The sequence below is a fragment of the Terrihabitans aquatilis genome (genome assembly GCF_052542005.1).
In genome coordinates this window covers 72,699-98,770 of sequence record NZ_JBOCUO010000002.1, presented here as the reverse complement: position 1 = coordinate 98,770, position 26,072 = coordinate 72,699, and the positions used below count along the sequence as shown (strand labels likewise).

The window sequence follows — 26,072 nt, the reverse complement described above, 5'->3', positions numbered from 1 at the left end:
ATCCGGCTAAAAATCGGCAACCCGGAGGCGAGCTCCGGGCGCTTTGCATGTCAGACGTCGCGTTCCTGCATCAGCTTGCGGATCTCGATGATCGCGGCGGCCGGGTTCAGCCCCTTGGGGCAGACATTGGCGCAGTTCATGATGGTGTGGCAGCGATACAGCCGGAACGGGTCTTCCAGCGTGTCGAGCCGCTCGCCCAGGCCCTCGTCGCGGCTGTCGATCATCCAGCGATAGGCCTGCAGCAAGGCGGCCGGGCCGAGATAGCGCTCCCCGTTCCACCAATAGGAGGGGCACGACGTCGTGCAGCACGCACACAGAATGCATTCGTACAGCCCGTTCAGCTTCTCGCGGTCCTCGGGCGTCTGCGTCCATTCCTTGTCGGGCATGGCCGTGTCGGTCTTGAGGTAGGGCTCGATCAGGTTCACCTGCTCGTAGAAGCGGGTCAGATCGGGCACCAGATCCTTTACCACCGGCATGTGCGGCAGCGGGTACACCTTGATGACGCCGCCCACCTCGTCCATGCCCTTGGTGCAGGCGAGCGTGTTGGCGCCGTTGATGTTCATCGAGCACGAGCCGCAAATGCCCTCGCGGCACGAGCGTCGGAAGGTCAGCCCGGGGTCGATCTTGTTCTTGATGTAGTGCAGGCCGTCCAGGATCATCGGGCCGCAATCGTCGCGGTCGACGAAATAGGTGTCGACGTGCGGGTTCAGCCCGTCGTCCGGGTTCCAGCGATAGACGCGGAATTCCGTCAGCCGGGTCGCGCCCTCGGGCTTCGGCCACACCTTGCCTTCGACCAGTCTGGAATTCTTCGGCAGTTTCAGTTCGGCCATGGCCTGAAAGCCCTCCCGGGCGGTCCTCTTTCGAAACTCAGTAAACCCGCTTCTTCGGAGCGATGTACTCGACCTCGTCCGTCAGGGTGTACGAATGCACGGGGCGGTAATCGATCTCGACGGTCCGGGTCTCGGTGTCGGCCGAGGCCAAGGTGTGCTTCATCCAGTTGACGTCGTCGCGGTCGGCGAAGTCCTCGCGGGCGTGGGCGCCGCGGCTTTCCTCGCGGTTCAGCGCGCTCTCCACCGTCACCACGGCCTGTCCGATGAGGTTGTCGAACTCAAGCGTCTCGATGAGGTCGGAGTTCCACACCAGCGAGCGATCGCTCACCTTGATGTCGTCGGCCTTGGCCCACACGCTGTGGATCAGCTCCTGGCCTTCCTTCAGCACTTCGCCGGTGCGGAACACGGCGCAGTTCGATTGCATCACGCGCTGCATGTCGAGGCGCAGCTCGGCGGTCGGCGTGCTGCCGTTGGCGTGGCGCAGCCGGTCGAGCCGGCCCAAAGCCTTGTCGCAGGCATCGCGGGTGAATTCGGGCTGCGGTGCGCCGGGCTTGATGATCTCGGCGCAGCGCTGGCCGGCGGCGCGGCCGAACACGATGAGGTCGGTCAGCGAGTTCGAGCCCAGCCGGTTGGCCCCGTGCACCGACACGCAGGCCGCTTCGCCCAGCGCCATCAGGCCGGGCACCACGTAGTCCGGGTCGCCGTTCTTCTTCAGCACGACCTCGCCGTGATAATTCGTGGGGATGCCGCCCATGTTGTAATGCACGGTCGGCAGGACGGGGATCGGCTCGCGCGTCACGTCCACGCCCGCGAAGATGTGCGCGCTCTCGGAGATGCCGGGCAGGCGCTCGTGCAGCACGGCGGGATCGAGATGCTCCAGATGGAGCATGATGTGATCCTTGTTTTTGCCGACGCCGCGGCCCTCGCGGATTTCGATGGTCATCGCGCGCGAGACCACATCGCGCGAGGCCAGGTCCTTGGCGTGCGGCGCGTAGCGCTCCATGAAGCGCTCGCCTTCGGAATTGGTCAGGTAGCCGCCTTCGCCGCGCGCGCCCTCGGTGATGAGGCAGCCCGCGCCGTAGATGCCGGACGGGTGGAACTGCACGAATTCCATGTCCTGCAGGGGCAGGCCCGCGCGCAGCACCATGCCGCCGCCATCGCCCGTGCAGGTGTGCGCCGAGGTGCAGGAGAAATAGGCGCGGCCATAGCCGCCCGTCGCCAGGATCGTGGTATGGCCCCGGAAGCGGTGGATCGTGCCGTCGTCCATCTTCATGGCGATGACGCCACGGCAGGCGCCCTCGTCGTCCATGATGAGGTCGAGCGCGAAGTATTCGATGAAGAACTCCGACTTGTACTTCACGCACTGGCCGTAGAGCGTGTGCAGGATGGCGTGGCCGGTGCGGTCGGCGGCGGCGCAGGTGCGCTGGGCGGGGCCGCCCTCGCCATATTCCGTCGTCATGCCGCCGAACGGGCGCTGGTAGATGCGGCCCGCTTCGGTGCGCGAGAACGGCACGCCCCAATGCTCCAGCTCGTAGACGGCGGCCGGCGCGTTGCGGCACAGATATTCGATGGCGTCCTGGTCGCCCAGCCAGTCCGAGCCCTTGATGGTGTCGAACATGTGCCAGCGCCATTCGTCGGCCGACATGTTGCCGAGCGCGGCCGACATGCCGCCCTGCGCCGCCACGGTGTGCGAGCGGGTCGGGAACACCTTCGTGATGCAGGCGGTGCGCAGTCCGGCCTGGCTCGCGCCCAGAACGGCCCGCATGCCCGCGCCGCCGGCGCCCACCACCACCACGTCATAGGTGTGGTCGTGGATCTCGTATGCGGGAGCCGTGTTGCCGTTCATAATGTCACTGCCCGAGGCTGAGCTTGAGGAGGAAATAGGCGGCGATCGCCGACAGGCCGTAGGAGAAGAAGATGTTGCCGACGACGGCGATCTTCCGGGTGGCCTTGCCGTGCACGTAATCGTCGATCACGTTCTGCATGCCCACCTGCATGTGCACCGCGTTGCACAGGATGAACAGGAACAGCGGGATGCCGAGCCAGGGCGAGGAGATCGCGCCCGCGACATCGGTGTAATCGGCCCGGCCCAGCAGGACGAAGGCCACGATCAGCACGATGGAGAGCGGCAGAAGGGCGTAGGACGTCACCTTCATGTGCCAGTATTCGCGCGTTCCGCTGCCGGAAGCGCCGTGGCCGCGAACGCGGGCGAGGGTGCTGCGGGCCACCATGGTCAACCCCTCAGATAGATGACGAGCCAGAGAAGGATCGTCAGCGCGACGGACAGCACGAGCGTGGCCTGCGCCCACAGCATCCGCGTCGGCCGGTCGACGCCGCGCCCGGTGTCCCAGACGATGTGGCGCACGCCGCCGATGGCATGATGGATGATGGCCCAGCTCAGCCCGATCAGGACGACGATGCCGATCCACGAGCCATAAAGCCCGGCCACCCGCTCATAGGCCTCGCGCCCCTGCGCCAACGCGCCCAGCCACACGACGAGCAGGATGATGCCGAGATAGGCGATCATTCCGGTGATGCGGTGGGCGATGGACATCGCCATGGTCCAGGTGAACCGGTAGATGTCCAGATGCGGGGAAATCGGCCGTTGTGGAAGGCTTCGGGCGGGGCGGGTATCGGCCAAGGCGTTGCGTTCCTTATCCTGATCGCTCTTGCCGACCAGGTGATCGGCTTTTCCTATCGAATGCACGGCTGCGGCGCAATGCAGCACCCGGGCTTCCGGTTCGCATAGGGGCCATGCATTAGACTAATTTAAGAGCCGCGATCCTGTCTGCCATGGCGATCGTGCGATGCGCCTCTTCCAGATGCAGGCGCTCCACCATGCGGCCGTCAAGCGCGATCACGCCGCGGTCGGCGTTTTCCGGCTTGTCGAACGCCGCGATCACGTTGTGCGCCTCGGCAATGTCCTCGGCGGAGGGGCCGAACAGCCGGTTCGCGGGTTCCACCTGGCCCGGATGGATGATGGTCTTGCCGTCCATGCCCAGGGTCCGGGCCTGGGTGCACTCGGCCTCGAAACCTTCGGCATCGGTGAACTGGTTGTAGACGCCGTCGAGGATGAACAGGCCCTCGGCCCGCGCGGCCAGCACGGCCAGGCTCAGCCACGGCACCACGGCGGCGCGGTCGCCGGTTTCCTTCACGCGCGTCTCGCGGATGATGTCGTTGGTGCCCAGCACCAGTCCCGCCAGCCGGTGTCCCTCGGGCGTGCGCACCGAGGCCGCGATCTGGGCGATGTCCAGAAGCCCGCGCGCCGTCTCCACCATGGCCCACAGCTTGATGCCGTGCGTTTCGGGCCGTCCGCGCAAATGGCGCTCGGCGGCGAAGATCTCGGCCACGCTTTCCACCTTGGTCAGCAGAACCGCGTCCGGGCGCGCCAGCACGGCGGCGCTCATGTCGTCTTCGAAGAATTCGGTGCGGGCGGCGTTCACCCGCATCACCACTTCGCGGTCGCCATAGCCGCCGGTGCGGATCGTCTCGATCACCTGCTGGCGGGCGCGGGGCTTCACTTCGCGCGCCACCGAATCCTCGAGATCGAAGACCACCGCGTCGACCGGCAGCGACCGGGCTTTTTCCTGAGCACGGCCGTTCGAGCCGGGAATGTACAGAACGCTGCGACGGGGACGGGGATTTTGCATGGGCGCGAGACCTAATTCATTTGGCTGCGATCTGCCAAGTACGCCCGATGCATGGCTCATCCGCAACGTTTGCGCTGCAAAAGGGGCTGGACCGAAACGTAGACAGCTTCTAGGACGCGCGTGCGAAGGAGTACAGCATGCTGCCAAAAGGTCTCGTCGACGGATATCGCCTGTGGCGCGATTCCGGGCTTCCGCAGGAGCGGGGGCGGCTCGCCCAATTGGCCGCTCTGGGGCAGGCGCCGCAGGCCTTCATCATCGCCTGCTGCGACAGCCGCATGTCGCCCGAGACGGTGTTTTCCTCGGGGCCCGGCGAATTGTTCGTCATGCGCAACGTGGCGAACGTGGTGCCGCCCTACCAGCCGGACGGCCGCCACCACGGCACCTCCGCGGCCATCGAATTCGCGCTGCTCGGCCTCGCGGTGCCCCACATCGTGGTGCTCGGCCATTCCTATTGCGGCGGCGTGAAGGCCTATCTCAATTCCAGCTTCGACGAGGGCGCGCGGGGCGATTTCATCGGCCATTGGATGGATCTGATCGAGGGCGCGCGGGAAGACGCTCTCGGCCGCGATGCATCGCTGACGGGCCGTGCGCTCGAACTCGCGACCGAGGAGGCGGGCATCCGGGTTTCGATCCGCAATCTGCGCACCTTCCCCGAGATCGCCCGGCGCGAGGCCGAGGGCACCTTGTCCCTGCACGGCGCCCATCTCGACATCGCCAATGGCCAGCTCACGGCCATGGACGACGAAACGGGCGCTTTCGCGCCCGTCATCAACACGTCCATCTTCGGGTGAAAGCGGGCGGCTCAGGCCGCCTTCTTCAGCAATCCGCGATTGATGAGGCATTCGGCGATCTGAACCGCGTTCAGCGCCGCGCCCTTGCGCAGATTGTCCGAGACGATCCACATCGACAGGCCGTTCTCGACCGTGAAATCCTCGCGGATGCGGGAGATGTAGGTGGCGTCCTCGCCGGTCGCCTCGTACGGCGTCACGTAGCCGCCGGCCTCGCGCTTGTCGACGACGAGGCAGCCCGGCGCCTCGCGCAGGATGTCGCGTGCCTCGTCGGCCGAGATCGGGCGCTCGAACTCGATGTTCACCGCTTCCGCATGGCTGACGAACACCGGCACGCGCACGGCCGTGCAGGTCAGCTTGATCTTGGGGTCGAGGATCTTCTTGGTCTCGACCATCACCTTCCACTCTTCCTTGGTGAAGCCGTCGTCCATGAAGACGTCGATGTGGGGAATGACGTTGAAGGCGATCCGCTTGGGAAACTTCTCCGGGGTGGGCTCGTCGTTGACGAAAATGCCCTTGGTCTGGTTCCACAGCTCGTCCATGGCGTCCTTGCCGGCGCCGGAGACGGATTGATAGGTCGAGACCACCACGCGTTTGATCGTCGCCGCGTCGTGCAGCGGCTTCAAGGCCACCACGAGCTGGGCCGTCGAGCAGTTCGGATTGGCGATGATGCCCTTCTTGGTGTAGCCGGCCACCGCGTCGGCGTTCACTTCCGGCACCACCAGCGGCACGTCGGGGTCGTAGCGCCAGGTCGAGGAATTATCGATGACGATCGCGCCCTGGGCTGCGATCTTCGGCGACCATTCCTTCGACACCGCGCCGCCGGCCGACATCAGGCAGATGTCGGTCTTGGAGAAGTCGAAATTCTCGAGGTTCTGGCATTTGAGGGTGCGGTCGCCGAACGACACTTCGGTGCCCTGCGAACGGCGCGAGGCAAGAGCGACGATCTCGTCGACGGGAAAATCCCGCTCGTCGAGAATGTTCATCATTTCGCGGCCCACATTGCCCGTGGCGCCGACGACGGCGATCCGATAGCCCATCAGGGGTTCCTCTTCTGCGCGCCCGGCCTCGCGGACGCGGCTCCATGCATGGCGGATGTGGCACGTGCCCCGTCCGTCATCAAGATGACGCCCGCTATAGGCGAAGACATCGCGAAGTCAACGAAACGCTGACGATTGTGGCCTAATTGCGCTTGTGGAACCTTCCACCGTGCGTGCACATTGCCTTTTCAAGAGATCCGTCGTCCGGAGCAACACCATGCGTATCCTGTCTGCCGCGGCCATCGCCGCCCTCGCTGTCACCGCGCTGGCCGCGCCTGCCTCGGCCCAGGAAGACCGCAATCTCCCGGGCGTGCGCGTCACCATCGGGCCGAGCTTCCTCGATCCGGGCACCGCGCAATCGCCGCGCACCGTGCGCGACTACGAGAAGTCGAACCTCACGGGCAATTCCTTTCTGTCGTCGAATTATTCCGGCGTCGAAGGCTTCCAGCGCTTCCCGTTCCACGATTCGCTCGACCTGCCCGACAATCCGATGATCTACGTCCTGCGCGCCCCGGATCGGGTTCGCTGATCGGCCGATTTTCCCGAGATTGAGAAAAGCCCCCGTCAACCGGGGGCTTTTTTGTTGTGCTATGTCCGGCCGCTCTCGAACGCGGATGAGACCATCATGAACCCCACACGGCGCCTTCTCCTGTGCGGCCTGGCCTGCGTGCCCATGACGAATGCCTTCGCCCGTGAAAGGGATTGGGCCGGCGAGCTGGCGAAGCTCGAAGCAGGGATCGAAGGCCGCCTCGGGATTGCCGTGCTCGACACCGGCACCGGGCGTGCGCTGCACCATCGCCGGAACGAGCGCTTCCCCATGTGCAGCACATCCAAGCTGCTCGCCTGCGCGGCCTTGCTGGAGCGGGTGGATCGCGGCGCCGACCAGATCGATCGCCGCATCCGCTTCGGTCGGGACGATCTCGTGGACTATTCACCACTCACCGAGCCTCACGCCGGCGGGGCGGGCATGACGCTCGACGAACTCTGCCGCGCCGCCATGATCGTCAGCGACAACACGGCCATGAACCTCATCCTCGGCGCGATCGGCGGGCCGCCAGCGGTCACCGCACTGGCCCGCGCTCTGGGCGACGACACGACCCGGCTCGACCGCACCGAGCCCACCCTGAACGAGGCCGTGCCCGGCGATCCGCGCGATACGACCACGCCGGCCGCCATGGCGGCAAACCTCCGCAAGCTCGCGCTCGGCACGCACCTGTCCGAGGCATCGCGCAGGCGTCTGGCCGGCTGGCTCGTCGCCAACGAGACGGGCGATGCGCGGCTGCGGGCGGGTCTTCCGAAGGATTGGCGCGTCGGCGACAAGACCGGCAGCGGCGTCCGTGGAACGACCAACGACGTCGCCATTTTCTGGCCGCCCGTCCGTCCGCCCCTGATCGCGGCGGTCTACCTCACCGAAACGGACGCCCCGCCCCGGAAGCGCGAGGCCGTTCATGCCGCGATCGCCCGGCTGGCGGTGGAATGGTCCCGCACTGCCTGACACAATAAAAAAGCCCCGGCGAACCGGGGCTTTTTCGTCTTGTGAAAGCAGGCCTCAGCCCAGCTCGTGCTCGAGGGCGGCGATGATGGCCTTGCCCATGTCCACGGTGCCGATGCTCTTCTCGCCCGGCGCGGCGATGTCGGCCGTGCGCAGGCCCTGCGACAGCACGCGGGCGATGGCGCGGTCGAGCGCGTCGGCCAGGTCGGCCATGTCCAGCGAATAGCGCAGCGCCATGCCGAAGCTGGCCAGCTGTGCGATCGGATTGGCGAGGCCCTTGCCGGCGATGTCGGGCGCGGAGCCGTGAGCCGGCTCATACATCGCCTTGCGCTTGCCGGTCTGCGGGTCCACCGGGCCGAGCGAGGCCGAGGGCAGCATGCCCAGCGAGCCGGTTAGCATGGAGGCCACGTCCGACAGCACGTCGCCGAACAGATTGTCCATCACAAGCACGTCGAACTGCTTCGGATTGCGCACGAGCTGCATGGCACAATTGTCGGCCAGGATGTGCTCCAGCGTCACGTCGGAATAGTCCTTGGCGTGCAGCGCCGTCACCACCTGGTTCCACAACAGGCCGCTCTTCATCACATTGCGCTTCTCGGCGGAATGGACGCGGTTCTTGCGCAGGCGCGCCAGATCGAAGGCGACGCCGGCGATGCGCTCGATCTCGCTGGTCGTGTAGACCTGCGTGTCCACCGCGCGGCGCTGGCCGTTCTCCAGCGTCACGATCTCCTTCGGCTCGCCGAAATAGGTGCCGCCGGTCAGCTCGCGGATGATGAGGATGTCGAGACCCTCGACCACTTCACGCTTCAGGGACGACGAATCCGCCAGCGCCGGATAGCAGATGGCCGGGCGCAGATTGGCGAACAGATCGAGGTCCTTGCGCAGGCGCAGCAGGCCGGCTTCAGGGCGCTTCTCGAAGGGCACCTTGTCCCATTTCGGTCCGCCCACAGCGCCGAAGATGATGGCGTCGGCCGCATCGGCCTTGACCATGGCCGCGTCGCTGATCGCCTCGCCGTGCGCGTCGAACGCTGCGCCGCCCACCAGATCTTCCTCGATGGCGAAGGAGGCGATGCCGCGCGCCTCGATCCATTTGATGAGCTGCTTGACCTCATCCATGACCTCCACGCCGATGCCGTCGCCGGGAAGAAGAAGGAGCTTGTGCGTGGCCATGTCGATCATTCCTTGCGGTATTTTGTATGCCTGTGGGGCGAGGGCCCTGCCTAATCCCAGCCGGACGCGGTGACAAGCGCCCGGAGGTCCTTATACGCCCGTCAGCTCTTCTTGAGAGCCGTCAGTTCGATCTCGATCAGCATTTCCGGGCGGTAGAGCCCCGACACCACGTAGATGCCGGCGGCCGGGCGGGCCTCGCCGAGATATTCGCCGCACACGGGGAACACCTTTTCGGCATCCGTCTGGCTCGTCACGAAATACTGCACGCGCACCGCATCGGCGAAGCTCGAACCGGCTTCTTCGAGCGTTTTGGCGATGATGGCGAAGGCGTTGCGGGCCTGCTGCACCACGTCCGCCGGGAAGGTCTTGGTCTCCGGGTCCGGCCCGGTCGTGCCGGCCACGAACACCCAATCGCCCTGCACCACGGCGCGGGAATAGCCCGCGATCTTCTCGAATTCGGAGCCGGAGGAGATGAGGCGGCGGGTCATGGAGGCGTCCTTCCTTGTTGCGGTCCGCACATCGCGCAATGCGGCGCGGCACGCAAGCCTTGTTGAGGCGGGGCCGCACCTGATACCCCGTTTTCATGAGCGATCTGCCCGACCATCCCGCCGCGATCAGCCTCGAAGGCCGCTTCGTCCGCCTCGAGCCCCTGTCCGACGAACACATTCCGGACCTGGCCGCCGCGGCGCGCGATCCGCGCATCTGGGGCTATTCGGTGCGCGGCGAGGTCGACGATTATCTCGGCACGGCCCAGCACTGGATGCGCACCGGCGCGGCCGTTCCCTTTGCCGTTCGGCAGAAGTCCGATTGCCGCATCGTGGGCATGACGCGGCTGTTCGACATCGTGACGCCGCACCGCCGGCTGGAGCTGGGCTACACCTGGTACGTGCCGGAGGTCTGGGGCACCGTGGTGAACCCGGAGGCCAAGCGCCTTCTGCTGGGCCATGCCTTCGAGGGCTGGGGCGCCCATCGCGTTGAGTTCAAGATCCACCACGGCAATCTGCGCAGCCAGGCGGCGGTCGCCAAGCTCGGCGCCGTGCGCGAGGGGGTGCTGCGCGCCCACATGATCCTGCCGGACGGCACGCGGCGCGATTCGGTCGTGTTCTCCATCATCGCCGACGAATGGCCGAACGTCCGCGCACGGCTCGACGAGCGGCTGAAGGGCTACAGCCCCGAAAACCAATTGTAGCCCTCGTTCTCCCAATAGCCGCCGTCGTATCGGTCGGTCACCTCGATCGAGACGACGTGCTTGGGGTTCTTGAAGCCCAGTTTGGTCGGCATGCGCAGCTTCATCGGGAAGCCGTAGATGCGGGGCAGGGTCTCGCCCGCGAAGGCGAACGACATCTGCGTCTGCGGGTGCAGCGCGGTCGCCATGTCGATCGAGGTGAAATAGCCGTCAGCGCAGCGCAGCGTGACGTAGGGCGCGCGCAGATCCGCCCCGACGCGCTGCAGGAAATCGGAAAACCGCACCCCCGTCCAGGAGCCGATGGCGCTCCAGCCCTCCACGCAGATGTGGCGGGTGATCTGCGTGAAATGCGGCAGCGCATTCAGCTCGGCCAACGTCCACGGCCGCGCCTCGGCGATCTTGCCGGCAAGCTCCAGCCGCCAGTCGGCGCCGTTCACAACGGGTGCCTGATCGGCGCGATAAAAGCCGTTGAACGGAAAGGGCCGGGTGATCATCTCGGCCGGATATTCCGGTGCCAGCTTGTCCGGGTTGAACAGCAGCGCCTGCACCCTGTCGTTGAAGCGCGACATCGTGCTCAGCACGGTCTCCGCCGACCGGCTGTCGGAGAGGTCGCAGCCCGTCAACATCACCAGCGAGCCGAGGCCTGCCGCGCTCTTCAGAAAGGCCCGCCGCGTCGTGGGGTCGAGGCCGCGTGCAGCGTCGCGGATCAGGTCGTCAGCATCGATGTCGGGACGGCGGGGGCGGCGCATCAGCGGCCTCTTACCATGGAGAGAAGGCTGCGCGGCACGGCCAGCGCCATCGCCACGTGCACGGCGCTGAAGAGGACGACGGCGCTCATCGCCACGAAATGGACGAGCCGCGCCCCCTCATAGCCGCCCATCACGGCGGCGATTTCCTGAAACTGGATCGGCTTCCACACGCACAGGCCGGACACGATCAACGCCAGCATGGCCGCGATCACGCCCACATAGGCCGTCTTCTGCACGGCATTGTAGATTGTCAGGTCCTCGTGGCTCAGCCGCCCGCGCAGGAAATCGGACGTATCGGTCCACACAGCGCGCGGCGTCAGCGGCCAGAACCGGGCGCGGAAGCGGCCCGAGATCAGGCCGAAGGCGAGGTAGATCAGGAGATTGCCCGCGAACAGCCACATCGCGGCGAAGTGCCATTGCAGCGCGCCGCCCAGCCAGCCGCCGAGCGTGACGCCGTCCGGAAAGCGAAAATCGAACAGCGGCGAGGCGTTGTAGATGCGCCAGCCGCTCATCACCATCAGCAGGATGGCGAAGGCGTTGATCCAGTGCGTCAGGCGCACGATCAGCGGATGGATCACGGGGCGTGGCGGGGGGCTCATTCCAGCAATGATAGGCCGGTTGGCGGCTTCTGGAAGCGCACATCTTCGCGACGGCGTTCGGCGCGCTATGGAACAATCAGACGGGATGGCGGGTTGTTATGGCAAGGCAGCGACAGTCTAGCTGCAGAAGAAACAAGAAGAGGAGCCGAACAATGGGCGGAACCACCGACAAGATCAAAGGCATGGCCAATGAGGCCACCGGCAACGTCAAGCAGGGCGTCGGCAACATGACCGGCGACGAAAAGATGAAGGCGGAAGGTAAGGCTCAGGAGCTCAAGGGCGAAGCCCAGCAGGCCTTGGGTGATACCAAGAATGCCGTCAAGGATGCTGCCAACAAGCATCTCTGAGCGAACGCTCGAAACGCCTCGATGCTCAACTGATAATCGACATTGAGTGGCCCCGTTCCTGAGGAACGGGGCCGTTTCGCGTTCAGGCCCAGGGGCGCTCGGCTGCGAGCTTCGTCTCGTAATCGGCGATCTGGGGGGCCTTCACCATGGTCAGGCCGATGCCGTCGAGCCCGTTCAGCATGCAATGCTTTTTGAAGGGGTCGATGTCGAACCGGATCACGCCGCCGTCGGGCCCGCGGATCTCCTGCGCCTCCAGATCCACCGTCAGCCGGGCATTGGCGCCTCGCTCGGCGTCGTCCATCAGCTTTTCCAGCTCTTCCGGCGAGACCTTGATGGGCAGAATGCCGTTCTGGAAGCAATTGTTGTAGAAGATGTCCGCGAACGAAGTCGAGATCACGCAGCGGATGCCGTAATCCAGCAGCGCCCACGGCGCGTGCTCGCGCGAGGAGCCGCAGCCGAAATTCTCGCCCGTCACGAGGATCTCGGCGCCGCGATAGGCCGGCTTGTTCAGCACGAAATCCGGGTTCTCGTTGCCCTGCTGGTCGAAGCGCATCTCGGCGAACAGGCCGGCGCCCAGTCCCGTGCGCTTGATCGTCTTCAGATATTCCTTCGGGATGATCATGTCGGTGTCGATGTTCACCAGCGGCAGGGGCGCCGCGATCCCGGTCAGCGATGTGAAAGGCTGCATATCGTCCTCCGTCGGCGCGTCGGCCGTCTCGTTCCGTGTCGGCCTCAGCGGGCCGCGTCCACCTCGGCCTCGATGGCCTCCATATCCTCGTCGGACAGCCCGATATGGTGTCCGATCTCGTGGATCAGCACATGGGCGACGATGTCGCCCAGCGCTTCCTCGTTCTCCAGCCAATATTCCAGAATGGGCCGCCGGTAGAGAAACACCCGGTTCGGCATCTGCCCCGTCTGCGGCGTCGCGCCGCCCTGGGCGATGCCCACGCCCTGGAACAGGCCAAGCAGGTCGAACTCGCTCTCGATGCCGAGTTCTTCCAGCACGTCCGCCTCGGGAAAATCCTCGACGATGATCGGCACCTCGCCCGACACCCGGCGGAATTCCTCCGGCAGGCGCGCGAAGGCGTCGATCGCCAGCGTCTCGAAATCGCTGAGCGTCGGCGCCGTGCGCGGGGTCCAGTCGAAAGCCGTCATCGGGGCGCTCCCTCGTTCACCATGTGCCGGGAAAAGCCCATGGCGATGCTCGTAAATCTACCTTGGGGATGAAACCGATCCCGCGTTCGGCAGTTAACCTTCCATCCACCGGAAAGGATATCCCGATGAAATTGTTTGCCACGGCCGCCCTCGGCCTCATGCTCGGCGGCCTCGCCATGGTCGCTCCGGCCTCCGCTGTTCCGGCTCCGGTCGCCCAGACCTCGTCGGCGGCAACCGCCACATCCGGCCTCGATCTCGTCCAACATCGCGATTATCGCCGTGACCGTCATCGCGACTGGCGCCGCGATCGCCATCATCGCCGGGCCGACCGCCATGTGCGTCGCCATCGCGAGGTGTGCCGTTACCGCAACGTGCTCCGCCGCGACCATCGTGGCCATCGCGTCACCCGTCGCGTTCTGGTCTGCCGCTAAGAGCGATCAGAGCCCAACGATCAGCGGCCGCCCCACGGGCGGCCGTTTTCGTTTCAGTGACCCCAGTCGCGAATGTCGACGAAGCGCCCGGCCACCGCCGCCGCCGCCGCCATGGCCGGCGAGACGAGGTGCGTGCGGCCCTTATAACCCTGACGTCCCTCGAAATTACGGTTCGAGGTCGAGGCGCAGCGCTCTTCCGGGCGCAGCTTGTCGGGGTTCATGGCCAGGCACATCGAGCAGCCAGGCTCGCGCCAGTCGAAGCCCGCCGCCTTGAAGATCTTGTCCAGACCTTCCGATTCCGCCTGCATCTTCACGAGGCCGGAGCCGGGAACGATCATGGCGTTGACATCGGGGTGCACCGACTTGCCCTCGACCACCTTGGCCACGGCCCGCAGATCCTCGATGCGGCCATTGGTGCAGGAGCCGATAAAGATGCGGTCGAGCTTGATGTCGGTGATCTTCGTGCCGGGCGTCAGGCCCATATATTGCAGCGCGCGCCATTTCGCGGCCCGCACGTTCTCGTCGGCGATCTCGTCGGGGTTCGGCACCAGGCCGGCGACGGAGGTCACGTCCTCGGGGCTCGTGCCCCAGCTCACGATGGGCGGCAGCGAGGCGGCGTCGAGCCGCACCTCGCGGTCGAAATGGGCGCCCTCGTCCGAGACGAGCGTCTCCCAATAGCGCACGGCCGCATCCCAATCGGCGCCCTTGGGCGCGCGGGGGCGATCCTTCAGATAGGCGAAGGTCGCGGCGTCGGGCGCGATCAGGCCCGCGCGTGCGCCGCCCTCGATCGACATGTTGCAGAGCGTCATGCGCCCTTCCATCGACAGCGCGCGAATGGCCTCGCCGGCATATTCGATCACAGAGCCGGTGCCGCCCGCGGTGCCGATCTCGCCGATGATGGCGAGCGTGATGTCCTTGGCGGTCACGCCCTCGGGCAGCGCGCCGTCCACGGTCACACGCATGTTCTTGGCCTTGCGCTGGATCAGCGTCTGGGTGGCCAAGACGTGCTCCACCTCCGAGGTGCCGATGCCGTGCGCCAGCGCGCCGAACGCGCCATGCGTCGAGGTGTGGCTGTCGCCGCACACGATCGTGGTGCCGGGCAGGGTGAAGCCCTGCTCGGGGCCGATGATGTGGACGATGCCCTGCCGGGCGTCGAACTCGTTGTAATATTCGATGCCGAACTCGCGGGTGTTCTCGGCCAGAGCCGCGATCTGGGTGGCGCTCTGCGGGTCCGGGTTCGGCAGGTTGCGGTCCGAGGTCGGCACGTTGTGATCGACCACCGCCAGCGTCTTGTGCGGGGCGTGCACCTTCCGGCCCGCCGTGCGCAGGCCCTCGAAGGCCTGCGGGCTCGTCACTTCGTGGACGAGGTGGCGATCGATGTAGAGCAGGCAGGTGCCGTCGTCCTGCCGTTCGATCACGTGGTCGTCGAAGATCTTGTCGTAGAGTGTGCGCGCCTGGGTCATGGATCGTCTCGTCGTGTCGTTCACGTAGCGTCGGCCGCGCTCCGCAGGGAACGTCGGCAATCTCTCGGCGGCCCGTGGGCCGTCAGCTCAGAGGGAACGCGTAAGGTCTGCCGCGCCGGCGGCAACGAGGCGGCCGAAGAACCGCGCGGGCATGCGCGCATGGTCGTCCAGCGAGGCGAAATCCAGCGTCGAGCGCACGCGCGGAACGATGCCGCGGCATGGGCGCACGCTGTCACAGATCTCGGGACGCGACGGGTTCATGACGCCGCTTATAACATTTCCAAGGCGTCGCGGTAAATAATCTTCGGGGCTCGACGCCCCGTCCTTGGCGCCGGCTCTGGTATATCAAACCACATCACGAGTTTGGGTATTGTCGGCTTTCCGCAAACATGGTCAGCTTCCCGACGGCATCGCCTCATAACGAAAAACGTCCGGGAGGAAACGGCATGTCATTCTACGGTCTCGGGGCCGTTTTGGGTGCGGTCCTGCTCATGTCCGCAGGCGCCGCCGTCGCGCCTCCGCTGCGCGCGCCGCTCCAGTGCGGCAACAGCGAGGATTTCGTGGCGCGTCTGTGCACCGGCGCGAGCTATTCCGATGTGCTGGCCCGCACGCTCGCCCAGCGGGTGCGCTCGGCGGCCTATGATGGCCAGGATGCCGTTCTCGACGCCTTGTTCTCGTCGCCGGTTCCGGGGGTGGACATCTCGCCCGGCCAGCGTCTCGCACGGTGGTGGATGGAGCAGACGGGCCAGGCCGTCATGTCCCGCTATTCCTACCAGTTGCCCCATGTAAAAAACGCGGCCGAAGCCGCGCTTTTGGAACGTCCGGAAATCTGAAGCCTCAGGCCGTGGCGGCCGCGGCCTGCGAACGGTCGGTCTTCTTCTCGGCGATACGGGCCTTCTTGCCGCGCAGCTCGCGCAGGTAATAGAGCTTGGCGCGCCGCACCTTGCCGCGACGCAGCACCTTCAGCGAATCGATGATGGGCGAATAGAGCGGGAACACACGCTCGACGCCTTCGCCGTAGGAGATCTTGCGGACCGTGAAGTTCTCGTTCACGCCGCCGCCGGACTTGGCGATCACCACGCCCTCATAGGCCTGGATGCGCGAGCGCTCGCCTTCGCGAACCTTCACGTTCACCTGGACCGTGTCGCCGGGAGCGAACGAGGGGATCACGCGCTGCGCAGCAACGACGTCCATCTGCTCGCGGTCGAGCTGTTCAATGATGTTGGCGGCCATGACACCTTCTCCGCAGCGCCGCGCCCGAGCAAGCGGGGGCGCTCATGCACCTGAATTCCTGATTGAGCGGCGCTATTACCCGATCTTCGGCGGCTTGTCGACGCCTGATGACAGGCTCGCGACATATTTCGCAAAGAGATCGGGTCGGCGCGCCCGCGTTGCCTTCACCGATTCCAGCTTTCGCCACGCCGAAATGGCGCGATGATCGCCCCAGGTCAACACGTCCGGAACCGCCCGCCCGCGCCATTCGGCCGGTTTCGTGTATTGCGGGTATTCCAGCAGCCCGTTTTCGAAGCTTTCGTCCGACCCGGATTCGTCGTGCCCCATCACGCCGGGCAACAGCCGCACGCAGGCATCGAGCAAAAGCAAAGCGGCCGGTTCTCCGCCGGACAGAACCGCGTCGCCGACGGAAACCTCCTCGATCCCGCATTCCTGGATGAAGCGTTCGTCGACCCCCTCGAATCGGCCGCAGATCACCACCACACCCGGTCCGGCCGCGAGATCGCGCACCAGATCCTGTGAGATCGGCCGCCCGCGCGGCGTCATCAGCACGCATCGGCGCACATCGGCGCATATCGGCGCATCATCGGCGCACGCATCGGCACTCTCCAGCGCCGCCGCCAGCACGTCCGGCCGCAACACCATTCCGGGCCCGCCGCCGAAGGGCGTGTCGTCCACGCTGCGGTGGCGATCCGTGGCGAAATCACGGGGGTTGATGGTGTCGAGCGTCCAGATCCCGTTGTCCCGCGCCCGCCCGGCCAGGCTCATGCCGAGAGCGCCGGGAAACATGTCAGGATAGAGGGTTAGAACCGTCGCGCGCCACGTCATCGCGTCACCTCGGTGTCAAGCCGCTGTCATGCAGCATCGGGCAGGGTGCAGTCGACATGCCGTAGGTAGGGCCGCGATGGAAGACCCATTTCGAAACCAGCTCCGGGAAAACGAACGCGTCCTGTGGCGCGGAACGCCCGATCCGATGGCCTTCGCCCTGACCTTCGATAGCCTGGCGCGGGCCGGTTCGGCGTTGGTCGTCATCACGATGCTGTTGCTGGCACCCCCGTTGAACGTGGCGAATCCAGCGATCGCAGCCATCCTGTCGATCGGCCTCATATCATTGTTATTGCTTGCTTTTTTCACCCTTTTGACGCCGGTGTTGCGTTACGTGGGAGGCCGGGGCACGGCCTACGCCATCACCAGCGATCGCATATTGATGTCGCGCGGTTTCGGCCGCCGTATCATTCCGCTGGAGACGCATCAGATCGAGTGCCTCGAAACGCGGCCACGCAGTTCCAGGCGTGGCGATATCGTGCTGCGCCGTCGCATCGTCCAAGGCGTGGAAGGCTGGCGCACCGCCGAGCACGCCCTTATCGCCGTCGAAGATCACGAGAGCGTCGCACGTCTGATCGCCGACCGGCTTCTCGCCGATCCCGGCGTTCAGCCCGCCTCCTGATCGCTCTCACGCTCGCGCTCTTCCTTGCCCTCATCCAGCCAATCGCCCGGAGGGGCGATCACCACGCGCCCTTGGGGCACATCGACGGAGGGCACAAAGTCGCGTGTGAACGGCAAATAAGCGCTCGGGCGCTTTTCCAGAGCGATTTCAAGAACATCGCCCGCCCCGAAATCGACGATCGCAGCGATCTTGCCGATGGGGGTGCCGTGCTCATCCTCCGCTCGCAGGCCGATCAGGTCGGCCTGGTAGAATTCGTCTTCGTCCTCGTCCACGGCGGGCAGGCGCTCGCGCGGCATGTAGAGGCAGATATTGGTCAAGGCCGCGGCTGCATCGCGGTCGGCCACGCCGTCGACGCGTGCCACCACCATGTCGCCCTGCAGGCGGGCCGTGGTCAGCGTAAAAAATCGTTTGCCGTCCTCGCTCTCCAGAGGGCTGTAGCCCTTCAGAGAGAGCGGGTCGGCGGTGTAGGCCTTGACGCGTATCTCTCCCCGCACGCCATGGGGCGCGCCGAAAACGCCGACAAGGATGCGGGCAGGAGCCATTCGCGCACTCACCTATCCTATTGCCGCGCCGAAGCTTTCCGGCGCGGCAAGGGTTCTCAGGCCTCAGCCGATTCGGCAGGCGTGGCAGCAGCGGCAGCGGCTGCTTCCTCGGCGGCCTTGGCGGCGTCGAGACGCTCCTGCGCCTTCTTGCCCGGCTGACCCTTGTTGGGGTTGTTGCGGGCGTCGCGGGTGGCGATGCCCTTCTCGGCGAAGAAGCGCAGAACACGGTCGGTGGGGGTCGCGCCCTTCTTGATCCATTCCTGGGCCTTCTCGACGTCGAGCGTCACGCGCTCGGCATCCTTGGCCAGCATCGGGTTGTAGGTGCCGACGCGGTCGATGAAGCGGCCATCGCGCGGCGAGCGCGAGTCGGCGACGACGATGCGGTAGAACGGACGCTTCTTGGCGCCACCACGGGACAGACGGATCTTAAGGGACATTTTCTTCTCCTGTTTCTCTGGGCGGGCAGAGCCCTTTCCCAATATCTTCAAGTGCTTGGTTTAAAATCGCTATTTCTTCTTACCGAACCCGGGAAACCCGCCCAGTCCAGGCAGGCCATTGCCGAGGCCGGGTAATCCGCCCGGCGCGCCGGGGAAATTCGGGGGCAGCCCGGGCATGCCTCCGGGCGGCAATTGCGGCATGCCGCCCGGGCCGCCCTTGGCCATTTTCTCCAGCATATCTGGCGTCACGCCCGGCGGCAGACCGCCCGGCATTCCACCGCCCATGCCCGGAATGCCGAGCTTGCCGGCAAGGCCCGCAAGCCCGCCGCCACGGCCGCCCTTGCCCATCATCTTCATCACATCCGCCATCTGGCGGTGCATCTTCAGAAGCTTGTTGACGTCTTCGACCCTGGTGCCGGAGCCGGCCGCGATGCGCTTCTTGCGCGAAGCCTTGAGGATGTCGGGATTGCGCCGCTCGGCCGCGGTCATCGAACCGATGATGGCCGATTGGCGCTTCAGCACTTTGTCGTCGAGATTGGCGTTTTCGAGCTGTGCCTTCATCTTGCCCATGCCCGGCAACAGGCCCATCACGCCCGACATGCCGCCCATGCGCTGCATCTGCATCAGCTGGTCGCGCAGATCGTTGAGGTCGAACTGGCCCTTGCGCAGCCGCTCCGCCGTCTTGGCCGCCTTCTCGGCGTCCATCTGTTCGGCGGCGCGCTCCACAAGCGCAACCACGTCGCCCATGCCCAGGATGCGGCCGGCGATGCGGGAGGGGTCGAACTCTTCCAGCGCGTCCATCTTCTCGCCGACGCCGATCAGTTTGATCGGCTTGCCGGTCACGGCGCGCATGGAGAGCGCCGCGCCGCCGCGGCCGTCGCCATCGACGCGGGTCAGCACGATGCCGGTCACGCCGAGTGCGCCATCGAAGGCGCGTGCGGTGTTCACCGCGTCCTGACCGGTCAGCGCGTCGGCCACGAGGAGAACCTCATGCGGATTGGCGATCCGCTTGACCTCGGCGGCCTCGGCCATCAGGGCCTCGTCCACCGTGGTGCGGCCCGCGGTGTCGAGCATCACGACGTCATAGCCGCCGAGCCGCGCCGCCTGGATCGCGCGCTGGGCGATCTGCACCGCCGACTGACCGGCCACGATCGGCAGCGTCGACACGCCGATCTGCGTGCCCAGCACGGCCAATTGCTCCATCGCCGCCGGGCGGCGGGTGTCGAGCGAGGCCATCAGGACCTTCTTGCGCTCGCGGTCCTGCAGGCGCTTGGCAATCTTGCCGGTCGTCGTCGTCTTGCCAGAGCCCTGGAGGCCGACCATCAGGATCGGCACGGGCGCGGCAGCTGCCAGCGAAATCGATTGGGCGTCGGAACCAAGCGTCGCCACCAATTCGTCGTGGACGATCTTGATGACCATCTGGCCGGGCTTGACCGAGCGCAGCACCTCGGACCCCACCGCGCGCTCACGCACCCGGTCGGTGAAACCGCGCACCACGTCCAGCGCCACGTCCGCTTCCAGCAGCGCCCGCCGCACTTCGCGCATGGCTTCGCCAACGTCGCTCTCCGAGAGAGCGCCGCGTCCGCGCAGCTTGTCGAATATGCCGCCGAGGCGGTCCTGAAGGTTGTCGAACATCCGCTTCCCTTTTCTCGGCACGCGCAACACAAAGTGCGCCCGAGGGCGCATCGCGCTGTCGGGCGTTGACCTCCAGCCTCAAGGGCTGGTCGGTTGCTCACACGTATTTAAGCGTGAGAGAAGTGGTGGCGAATACAGGCGCAGGCCGGCAAAGTCAAGATTTTGGAGGCCTGCTCACCGCGGTCTGACAGGGCGCGGAGCTTCTCGAGGATCGTTGAACACCATAGTGCCGTGGAAGCGGATCGGTGCGTCGAGGCTCGCCGGAACGGGCGGGAACTTCGTGCTGACCACGATATCGATGAAGCCTTTCTCGAGAGCTTGTTTCATTCCGCCAAAAACGCGGACATCTCTGATCGAGCCATTGCGCGTGAGCACGAAAGAGTAGCGTACTTGTCCTCCTGCCCGCGCAACTTTCGGATAGTGGACATTGGCGACGATCGCCGACCGCACGCTGTCTCCATATCGGTCGAGATCTGAGGCGGCGGAGGCCGGAGTCGCAGCCATACCCAGCAGAAGCGCCGAGAGCACTCCTACCTTCGCAATAAACATTTTCATTCAAGTCCCCCGCGTCACACAACCAAAGGGGGAGCAAAAAGGCAATGGTGAAAACAGGTTGAACGCCCCTTGCCTTGCTCGATGTATCAGGGAGTGGCACAACCCCCGCATGATCGATTCAAAGCTCACCGGCCGTCTCGACTTCGCTCATACCACGCCCACCAAGCCGCCCTTCGCGGCCGGGCGCTACAATCTCGGCCTGTTCGAGGAACGGGACGCCCAGATTGTTGTTCCGGAAGGCATCGATCCCACGGTGCCCGTGCCGTTGATGGTGCTGTTCCATGGCGGCGGCGGCAGCGCCGACAAGATCACTCCCATCATGCAGAAGCATGCGGAAGACAACAAATTCCTGCTTCTCGTGCCGCAATCGCTGCTGCCCACCTGGGATATCGTCATCGCCGGCAATGGGCCTGACCGCGAGCGCCTCGATGTCGCCCTGGCCGAGATCGCCTCCCGGTTCACCATCGATCGCGAGCGCGTCGCCTTTGCCGGCCATTCGGACGGCGGCTCCTATTCGCTGTCGAACGGCGTCGCAAACGGCCATTTCGTCACGCATATCCTTGCCATGTCGGCCGGCTTCATGACTCCGCTGGCTCAGGAAGGCACGCCGCACATCTTCATCGCGCATGGCTCGAAGGACACACAGACTCCCGTCGAGACAGCGGGTCGCGATCACGCCACCAAGTTGAAGGCGGCAGGCTATGACGTCACCTACATCGAATATGATGGGCCCCATGCCTCGCAGCCGCCCATCGTGTCCGTTGCCGTCAAGTATTTCCTCAATTATCCGCCACGTGGCTGAGCCAAACGGGGCAGGGGCGCGTTACACCTGACCATGAAGCGTCGCACCCTCCTGAAAGCCGTCGCCGTTCCCGCTCTTCTCGCCGCTGGCGGCGTGGCGTGGGGTCGCAGTTCTGCCGGCGGCAATTCCTATTATTCGGGTCCCGTTTCCGATCATTTCGACGGCGAACGGTTCTTCAATCCCGGCAATCCGCCCGACAAGCCGGCATGGGTAACCGTTCGTGCCGTGTTCCTCACGCCGAAGGCGGAATGGCCGGATCATTATGAAAGCCCGTTTCGTGATGTGCCTCCGCCGCGGGTGGAGGGGGCAGGTCTTCGCCTCACGCTTATCGGCCACGCGTCTTTCCTGCTGCAGGCGGGCGGTCAGAACATCCTGATCGACCCGGTCTTTTCGGAACGCGCCTCTCCCTTCACCTTCATGGGGCCGGAGCGGCACAATCCGCCGGGGATCGCCTTCGACGATCTGCCGAAGATTCATGCGGTTCTTGTTACGCACAATCATTACGACCATCTCGACACCGACACCCTGTCGCGCCTTGCCGCCCGGGACAATCCGCGCGTCCTCACGCCGCTCGGCAACGACACCATCATGCGCAATCATGATCGGGCCATCGCGGCCGAGGCCTACGATTGGGGCGCCCGTGTTGAGCTTGCTCCGGATGTTGCCGTCACCTTCGTGCCGACAGCTCATTGGTCGGCGCGCTGGCTGGGCGACCGGCGAAAGGCGCTGTGGGCCAGCTTCGTCATCCACACGCCGGCAGGGCGGATTTATCATGTGGGAGACACGGCGTTCGCCAACGATGCGAACTTCACGGCCCATGGCCGGGAATATGGGCCGTTCCGGTTGGCCGTCCTGCCGATCGGGGCCTATGAGCCGCGCTGGTTCATGAAGGACGCGCACATGAACCCCGACGAGGCGGTGAAAGCCTTCCAGGCTCTTCGTGCCGAACAGGCGGTTGGTCATCATTGGGGTACGTTTCAGCTGACGGCCGAGCCGGTCGATGCTCCGGAGCGGGCATTGGCCGATGCGCTGGCGGCTGGCGGCATCGGGCGCGAGCGTTTCGTCGCCTTCCGGCCCGGTCAGGTCCTGGAGGTGTAGCGGATGCGCTGCACTTCGCCCTATATGAAGTCATGAGCGCGCTCGCGAACCATCCCTTCGTCAAGATGAATGGCCTTGGCAACGAGATCCTGGTTGTCGACCTGCGCGACGGCACGCCTGCGCCATCGCCGGAAGAAACGCGTGCGATCCACGCCTCGGGCCTGACCTTCGATCAGATCATGACGATCGAGCCCGGCTCTGGTGATGAAGATTTTCGCACGCGCATCCTCAATCAGGACGGCTCGGAATCCGGGGCCTGCGGTAATGGCACGCGCTGCATCGCCTGGCTGGTAATGGAAGAAACCGGGAAAGACCGTCTGCGGATCGGGTCGGCAGGAGGGGCGTTGATCGCCGTCCGGGGTGATGGCCCCCGAAGGATTACCGTCGATATGGGTGCGCCGCGTTTTGGCTGGGCCCAGATTCCGCTGGCCGAGCCGTGCGAGGATACACGCGCCATCGCGGTCGAGGCGGGGCCCCTGCGCACACCGTCGGCTGCGAATGTCGGCAATCCGCACGCCATCTTCTGGGTGTCCGACATCGAAGCCTACGATCTAGCCGTCCTCGGGCCCGAGCTCGAGCGGCACCCGATGTTTCCGGGGCGGGCCAACATCTCGCTGGCGCATGTCACCTCGCGCGATGCTCTGACGCTGAAGGTGTGGGAACGTGGCGCCGGTCTCACCCTGGCGTGCGGCACGGCGGCCTGCGCGGCGGCGGTATCTGCGGCGCGCACCGGCCGCACCGGCCGCCAGGTGTGTGTTACCTTGCCGGGCGGCGAACTCCTGATCCACTGGCGCGAGAGCGACGACCACATCCTGATGACCGGCCCGGTCGAGACCGAGTTCGAGGGTCGGTTCGATCCATCGATCTTTGCGGGCCACGCCGCATGAGCGTGGAAGTCGTCACCTTCGGCTGCCGGCTCAACATGAACGAGTCGGAGGCCATCCGCCGCGCCGCGCTTGAGGCCGGCCGCAACAATCTCATCGTCGTCAACACGTGCGCCGTCACCGCGGAAGCGGGTCGTCAGGCGCGGCAGGCCATCCGCCGCCTGCGCCGGCTCAATCCGGGTTCGGAGATCGTGGTTACGGGCTGCGCCGCCCAGGTCGAACCGCACACCTATGCCGATATGCCCGAGGTTTCGGGCGTCATCGGCAACGGCGAGAAGATGCAGGCCGACACATGGGCCGCGCCTTTCGGGCTCGACAGCAGCGAGCGCATTCGTGTCGACGACATCATGTCCGTGCGCGAGACGGCCCATCACCTCGTCGATGGCTGGCAGGGCCGTCCGCGTGCCTTCGTGCAGGTGCAGAACGGCTGCGATCATCGCTGCACATTCTGCATCATCCCATATGGCCGAGGGCCCTCCCGCTCGGTGCCGATGGGCGTGGTGGTCGATCAGGTGCGCCATATTGTGGCGCGCGGCTGCGGCGAACTGGTCCTGACCGGCGTCGATCTCACCAGCTACGGTGCCGATCTGCCGGGTCGGCCCGCCTTGGGCAAGCTTGTGCGCACCATACTAAAACTCGTGCCCGAGCTGCCGCGCCTGCGCATCTCGTCCATCGACGCGGTTGAGGCCGATGACGATTTGCTGGCCGCGTTCGCCGAGGAGCCTCGCCTCATGCCGCATCTGCATCTGTCGCTTCAGGCAGGCGACGACCTCATCCTCAAGCGTATGAAGCGCCGTCATCTGCGGGCCGACGCCATTGCCTTCTGCAACAATGTCCGGCGCCTGCGGCCGGATATGGTGTTCGGCGCAGATTTCATCACGGGTTTCCCGACCGAGACTGAAGGCCAGTTCCGTCGCACGCTCGATCTCGTGGGCGAATGCGGGCTGACGCATCTCCACGTTTTTCCATTTTCCGCCCGCCCCGGCACGCCGGCGGCGCGCATGCCAGCTGTGGCGACCGAGATTGCGCGCGAACGCGCCGCTCGCCTCCGCATACGCGGAGCCGGGGCCCTGCACCGGCATCTCTCGGGTGAAATCGGCAGGCACCATGTGGTGCTTGCGGAAAATAACCATACCGGGCGCACCGAAGGCTTTGCGCTGGTGAAGCTCGCGCGCCCCACCGAGACCGGACGTCTCGTACCTGTCACCATCGCCGGCCACGACGGCGCACAGCTATTGGCAGCCTGATGAGCGAACCCGAACAGCCCAAACGCGGCTTCCTCTCCCGCCTGCTTGGTATTCCGGTCAAGCCCGAGCCCGATCCGGAACCTCAGGCTGATGAGAGGCTCGGGGGCCTGACGCCGGAACCACCTGCTGTGGTCGCGACGCAACCGGAAGTTCCGCCGGCCCTCGATATTCCAGATCTCGTCGTGCAGCCGCTGCCGCGTTCAACAGACGAGGATGCGGCGGCGACCGAGGAGGAGCTTCCGGATATCGAGCCGGACGCCGCGCCTGTCCCGGAACTGCCCGTTGAAGTGGATGTGTCGGCTGTGCCGGAAGACGCAGCTCTGTCGCCCTTCGTGGCGCCATCGAGCGAGCCTCCGCCCGTCGGCACGCCGGGTCCCGGCTGGTTCACGCGCCTTCGGCAGGGGCTTCAGCGCACGTCCGACCGTCTGGGTACCGGCATCTCGGACCTATTCACCAAATCGCGTTTCGATGCCGGGACGCTGGACGATCTGGAAGACCTGCTGATCCAGGCCGATCTTGGCATGGACACAGCCATTCGCATCACGCAGGAAGTCGGCCGCCAGCGTCACGAGCGCGGCCTTGATGCGCACGGCGTTCGTGGCGTGGTGGCGAGCGAGGTCGAAAAGGCTTTGCAGGCTGTCGCCAAGCCGCTCGTCGTGGATGGAGCCGAAAAGCCTTTCGTCATCCTCATGGTCGGCGTGAACGGTTCCGGCAAGACGACGACGATCGGCAAGCTCACTCAGAAATTCCGGGACGAGGGGCGCAGCGTCTGGCTTGCGGCGGGCGATACGTTCCGCGCGGCGGCTGTCGATCAGTTGCGGGTCTGGGCCGAGCGTACGGGCGTGCCCATCGTCACCAAGGATGTCGGCGCGGATTCGGCTGGTCTCGCCTTCGAAGCCTTGGAAAAGGCGCGTGCCGCGAACGCCGACGTTCTCCTCGTCGACACGGCCGGCCGCCTGCAGAACCGGGCCGAGCTGATGAACGAGCTCGAAAAGGTGATCCGCGTCCTCAAGAAACAGGACGCAACCGCACCGCATGCCGTGCTGCTCGTGCTCGATGCCACCGTGGGCCAGAACGCCCTCAGCCAGGTCGAGGCGTTCCGCAAGACTGCGGGCGTGACCGGCCTCGTCATGACCAAGCTCGATGGCACCGCGCGCGGCGGCATTCTCGTGGCCGTCGCCGAGAAGTTCGGCCTGCCGATCCATTTCATCGGCGTCGGCGAAAGCGTCGGTGATCTCGAGCCCTTCGATCCTCGCGATTTCGCACGCGCTCTGGTGGGGCTCGACAAGTGA

At 65.6% G+C, this 26,072-nt stretch carries 33 protein-coding genes; 13 read left to right on the top strand and 20 right to left on the bottom strand.

The genetic code is table 11. The features are described 5' to 3' along the window. Positions 1 to 50 precede the first annotated feature (50 nt). The 5 genes from ACQ6S1_RS06490 to ACQ6S1_RS06470 form a co-directional block, all read right to left on the bottom strand. Positions 51 to 830, bottom strand: a complete 780-nt coding sequence (locus ACQ6S1_RS06490) for a succinate dehydrogenase iron-sulfur subunit (protein WP_445040377.1) — start codon at positions 828 to 830, stop codon at positions 51 to 53. A 37-nt stretch (positions 831 to 867) separates the two neighbouring features. Further along, the gene (gene sdhA, locus ACQ6S1_RS06485) at positions 868 to 2,676 is read right to left on the bottom strand and encodes a succinate dehydrogenase flavoprotein subunit (RefSeq protein WP_445040376.1); all 1,809 of its coding nucleotides are present in this window, start codon (positions 2,674 to 2,676) and stop codon (positions 868 to 870) included. A 4-nt stretch (positions 2,677 to 2,680) separates the two neighbouring features. Next, positions 2,681 to 3,061 carry a succinate dehydrogenase, hydrophobic membrane anchor protein gene (gene sdhD, locus ACQ6S1_RS06480; protein ID WP_445040375.1) on the bottom strand — a complete coding sequence of 127 codons (381 nt, stop codon included), beginning with the start codon at positions 3,059 to 3,061 and terminating at the stop codon, positions 2,681 to 2,683. A gap of 2 nt (positions 3,062 to 3,063) precedes the next feature. Then, entirely contained in the window at positions 3,064 to 3,471 is a 408-nt protein-coding gene (sdhC, locus tag ACQ6S1_RS06475) for a succinate dehydrogenase, cytochrome b556 subunit (protein WP_445040374.1), read from the bottom strand. A 118-nt stretch (positions 3,472 to 3,589) separates the two neighbouring features. Next, positions 3,590 to 4,480, bottom strand: coding sequence for an HpcH/HpaI aldolase/citrate lyase family protein (locus ACQ6S1_RS06470; RefSeq protein ID WP_445040373.1), 891 nt, complete (start codon positions 4,478 to 4,480; stop codon positions 3,590 to 3,592). Positions 4,481 to 4,617: 137 nt separating this feature from the next. Between ACQ6S1_RS06470 and ACQ6S1_RS06465 the strand changes: the two genes are divergently transcribed. Beyond that, positions 4,618 to 5,271, top strand: coding sequence for a carbonic anhydrase (locus tag ACQ6S1_RS06465; RefSeq protein WP_445040372.1), 654 nt, complete (start codon positions 4,618 to 4,620; stop codon positions 5,269 to 5,271). An 11-nt stretch (positions 5,272 to 5,282) separates the two neighbouring features. Here the strand turns inward: ACQ6S1_RS06465 and ACQ6S1_RS06460 are convergent, their stop codons facing one another. Further along, complete coding sequence (locus ACQ6S1_RS06460) at positions 5,283 to 6,308, bottom strand: aspartate-semialdehyde dehydrogenase (protein WP_445040371.1); 1,026 nt, start codon at positions 6,306 to 6,308, stop codon at positions 5,283 to 5,285. A gap of 217 nt (positions 6,309 to 6,525) precedes the next feature. On the opposite strand from ACQ6S1_RS06460, the gene ACQ6S1_RS06455 reads away from it, so the two are divergent. Continuing rightward, the gene (locus ACQ6S1_RS06455; RefSeq protein ID WP_445040370.1) at positions 6,526 to 6,837 is read left to right on the top strand and encodes a hypothetical protein; all 312 of its coding nucleotides are present in this window, start codon (positions 6,526 to 6,528) and stop codon (positions 6,835 to 6,837) included. A 96-nt stretch (positions 6,838 to 6,933) separates the two neighbouring features. After that, entirely contained in the window at positions 6,934 to 7,803 is an 870-nt protein-coding gene (bla, locus tag ACQ6S1_RS06450; protein WP_445040369.1) for a class A beta-lactamase, read from the top strand. Positions 7,804 to 7,857: 54 nt separating this feature from the next. Here the strand turns inward: bla and leuB are convergent, their stop codons facing one another. Continuing rightward, positions 7,858 to 8,970 carry a 3-isopropylmalate dehydrogenase gene (gene leuB / locus ACQ6S1_RS06445; RefSeq protein WP_445040368.1) on the bottom strand — a complete coding sequence of 371 codons (1,113 nt, stop codon included), beginning with the start codon at positions 8,968 to 8,970 and terminating at the stop codon, positions 7,858 to 7,860. A gap of 101 nt (positions 8,971 to 9,071) precedes the next feature. Then, a complete protein-coding gene (locus ACQ6S1_RS06440) occupies positions 9,072 to 9,458 on the bottom strand; it encodes a RidA family protein (RefSeq protein WP_445040367.1) in 387 nt (128 codons plus the stop codon). A 95-nt stretch (positions 9,459 to 9,553) separates the two neighbouring features. Between ACQ6S1_RS06440 and ACQ6S1_RS06435 the strand changes: the two genes are divergently transcribed. Continuing rightward, positions 9,554 to 10,159, top strand: a complete 606-nt coding sequence (locus tag ACQ6S1_RS06435) for a GNAT family N-acetyltransferase (protein WP_445040366.1) — start codon at positions 9,554 to 9,556, stop codon at positions 10,157 to 10,159. Here the strand turns inward: ACQ6S1_RS06435 and ACQ6S1_RS06430 are convergent. After that, a complete protein-coding gene (locus tag ACQ6S1_RS06430; RefSeq protein WP_445040365.1) occupies positions 10,135 to 10,905 on the bottom strand; it encodes a molybdopterin-dependent oxidoreductase in 771 nt (256 codons plus the stop codon). The genes ACQ6S1_RS06435 and ACQ6S1_RS06430 overlap by 25 nt on opposite strands. Beyond that, positions 10,905 to 11,504 carry a cytochrome b/b6 domain-containing protein gene (locus ACQ6S1_RS06425; protein WP_445040364.1) on the bottom strand — a complete coding sequence of 200 codons (600 nt, stop codon included), beginning with the start codon at positions 11,502 to 11,504 and terminating at the stop codon, positions 10,905 to 10,907. Before ACQ6S1_RS06425 ends, ACQ6S1_RS06430 begins: the two co-directional genes overlap by 1 nt. 152 nt (positions 11,505 to 11,656) lie before the next feature. Here ACQ6S1_RS06425 and ACQ6S1_RS06420 point away from each other — a divergent pair, with 152 nt between their 5' ends. After that, a complete protein-coding gene (locus ACQ6S1_RS06420) occupies positions 11,657 to 11,851 on the top strand; it encodes a CsbD family protein (protein ID WP_445040363.1) in 195 nt (64 codons plus the stop codon). Between the two features lie 82 nt (positions 11,852 to 11,933). Here ACQ6S1_RS06420 and leuD read toward each other — a convergent pair whose 3' ends face one another. Next, positions 11,934 to 12,539 carry a 3-isopropylmalate dehydratase small subunit gene (gene leuD / locus ACQ6S1_RS06415; protein ID WP_445040362.1) on the bottom strand — a complete coding sequence of 202 codons (606 nt, stop codon included), beginning with the start codon at positions 12,537 to 12,539 and terminating at the stop codon, positions 11,934 to 11,936. Between the two features lie 44 nt (positions 12,540 to 12,583). After that, positions 12,584 to 13,006 carry a metallopeptidase family protein gene (locus tag ACQ6S1_RS06410; protein ID WP_445040361.1) on the bottom strand — a complete coding sequence of 141 codons (423 nt, stop codon included), beginning with the start codon at positions 13,004 to 13,006 and terminating at the stop codon, positions 12,584 to 12,586. A 125-nt stretch (positions 13,007 to 13,131) separates the two neighbouring features. On the opposite strand from ACQ6S1_RS06410, the gene ACQ6S1_RS06405 reads away from it, so the two are divergent. Further along, entirely contained in the window at positions 13,132 to 13,437 is a 306-nt protein-coding gene (locus tag ACQ6S1_RS06405; RefSeq protein ID WP_445040360.1) for a hypothetical protein, read from the top strand. Between the two features lie 53 nt (positions 13,438 to 13,490). On the opposite strand, the gene leuC is transcribed toward ACQ6S1_RS06405, so the two are convergent. Both leuC and ACQ6S1_RS06395 read right to left on the bottom strand, forming a co-directional pair. After that, the gene (gene leuC / locus ACQ6S1_RS06400) at positions 13,491 to 14,900 is read right to left on the bottom strand and encodes a 3-isopropylmalate dehydratase large subunit (protein ID WP_445040359.1); all 1,410 of its coding nucleotides are present in this window, start codon (positions 14,898 to 14,900) and stop codon (positions 13,491 to 13,493) included. 87 nt (positions 14,901 to 14,987) lie between these two features. After that, on the bottom strand, positions 14,988 to 15,161 hold the full coding sequence (locus tag ACQ6S1_RS06395; RefSeq protein WP_445040358.1) for a hypothetical protein: 174 nt from the start codon (positions 15,159 to 15,161) through the stop codon (positions 14,988 to 14,990). Positions 15,162 to 15,346: 185 nt separating this feature from the next. Here ACQ6S1_RS06395 and ACQ6S1_RS06390 point away from each other — a divergent pair, with 185 nt between their 5' ends. Next, a complete protein-coding gene (locus tag ACQ6S1_RS06390; RefSeq protein ID WP_445040357.1) occupies positions 15,347 to 15,733 on the top strand; it encodes a hypothetical protein in 387 nt (128 codons plus the stop codon). A gap of 4 nt (positions 15,734 to 15,737) precedes the next feature. On the opposite strand, the gene rplS is transcribed toward ACQ6S1_RS06390, so the two are convergent. Both rplS and trmD read right to left on the bottom strand, forming a co-directional pair. Further along, positions 15,738 to 16,133 carry a 50S ribosomal protein L19 gene (rplS, locus tag ACQ6S1_RS06385; RefSeq protein ID WP_445040356.1) on the bottom strand — a complete coding sequence of 132 codons (396 nt, stop codon included), beginning with the start codon at positions 16,131 to 16,133 and terminating at the stop codon, positions 15,738 to 15,740. A 75-nt stretch (positions 16,134 to 16,208) separates the two neighbouring features. Further along, on the bottom strand, positions 16,209 to 16,961 hold the full coding sequence (gene trmD / locus ACQ6S1_RS06380; protein WP_445040355.1) for a tRNA (guanosine(37)-N1)-methyltransferase TrmD: 753 nt from the start codon (positions 16,959 to 16,961) through the stop codon (positions 16,209 to 16,211). A gap of 76 nt (positions 16,962 to 17,037) precedes the next feature. On the opposite strand from trmD, the gene ACQ6S1_RS06375 reads away from it, so the two are divergent. After that, the gene (locus tag ACQ6S1_RS06375) at positions 17,038 to 17,580 is read left to right on the top strand and encodes a hypothetical protein (RefSeq protein ID WP_445040354.1); all 543 of its coding nucleotides are present in this window, start codon (positions 17,038 to 17,040) and stop codon (positions 17,578 to 17,580) included. On the opposite strand, the gene rimM is transcribed toward ACQ6S1_RS06375, so the two are convergent. From rimM to ACQ6S1_RS06355, 4 genes are all read right to left on the bottom strand, one after another. After that, entirely contained in the window at positions 17,565 to 18,122 is a 558-nt protein-coding gene (gene rimM, locus ACQ6S1_RS06370; protein ID WP_445040353.1) for a ribosome maturation factor RimM, read from the bottom strand. The genes ACQ6S1_RS06375 and rimM overlap by 16 nt on opposite strands. 56 nt (positions 18,123 to 18,178) lie before the next feature. Continuing rightward, positions 18,179 to 18,559, bottom strand: a complete 381-nt coding sequence (rpsP, locus tag ACQ6S1_RS06365; protein WP_445040352.1) for a 30S ribosomal protein S16 — start codon at positions 18,557 to 18,559, stop codon at positions 18,179 to 18,181. Positions 18,560 to 18,628: 69 nt separating this feature from the next. Next, entirely contained in the window at positions 18,629 to 20,194 is a 1,566-nt protein-coding gene (gene ffh, locus ACQ6S1_RS06360) for a signal recognition particle protein (RefSeq protein WP_445040351.1), read from the bottom strand. 174 nt (positions 20,195 to 20,368) lie between these two features. After that, the gene (locus ACQ6S1_RS06355) at positions 20,369 to 20,749 is read right to left on the bottom strand and encodes an energy transducer TonB (RefSeq protein WP_445040350.1); all 381 of its coding nucleotides are present in this window, start codon (positions 20,747 to 20,749) and stop codon (positions 20,369 to 20,371) included. Between the two features lie 109 nt (positions 20,750 to 20,858). On the opposite strand from ACQ6S1_RS06355, the gene ACQ6S1_RS06350 reads away from it, so the two are divergent. From ACQ6S1_RS06350 to ftsY, 5 genes are read left to right on the top strand one after another with little or no spacing between them, the layout of a single operon-like run. Further along, positions 20,859 to 21,551 carry an alpha/beta hydrolase gene (locus ACQ6S1_RS06350; protein WP_445040349.1) on the top strand — a complete coding sequence of 231 codons (693 nt, stop codon included), beginning with the start codon at positions 20,859 to 20,861 and terminating at the stop codon, positions 21,549 to 21,551. A gap of 33 nt (positions 21,552 to 21,584) precedes the next feature. After that, positions 21,585 to 22,649, top strand: coding sequence for an MBL fold metallo-hydrolase (locus ACQ6S1_RS06345; protein ID WP_445040348.1), 1,065 nt, complete (start codon positions 21,585 to 21,587; stop codon positions 22,647 to 22,649). Between the two features lie 32 nt (positions 22,650 to 22,681). Then, positions 22,682 to 23,536 (top strand): diaminopimelate epimerase, encoded by an 855-nt coding sequence (gene dapF, locus ACQ6S1_RS06340; protein ID WP_445040347.1) that lies wholly within the window; start codon positions 22,682 to 22,684, stop codon positions 23,534 to 23,536. After that, positions 23,533 to 24,780, top strand: a complete 1,248-nt coding sequence (gene mtaB / locus ACQ6S1_RS06335; protein ID WP_445040346.1) for a tRNA (N(6)-L-threonylcarbamoyladenosine(37)-C(2))-methylthiotransferase MtaB — start codon at positions 23,533 to 23,535, stop codon at positions 24,778 to 24,780. The genes dapF and mtaB overlap by 4 nt, the downstream gene beginning before the upstream one ends. Then, the gene (gene ftsY, locus ACQ6S1_RS06330; RefSeq protein ID WP_445040345.1) at positions 24,780 to 26,072 is read left to right on the top strand and encodes a signal recognition particle-docking protein FtsY; all 1,293 of its coding nucleotides are present in this window, start codon (positions 24,780 to 24,782) and stop codon (positions 26,070 to 26,072) included. The genes mtaB and ftsY overlap by 1 nt, the downstream gene beginning before the upstream one ends.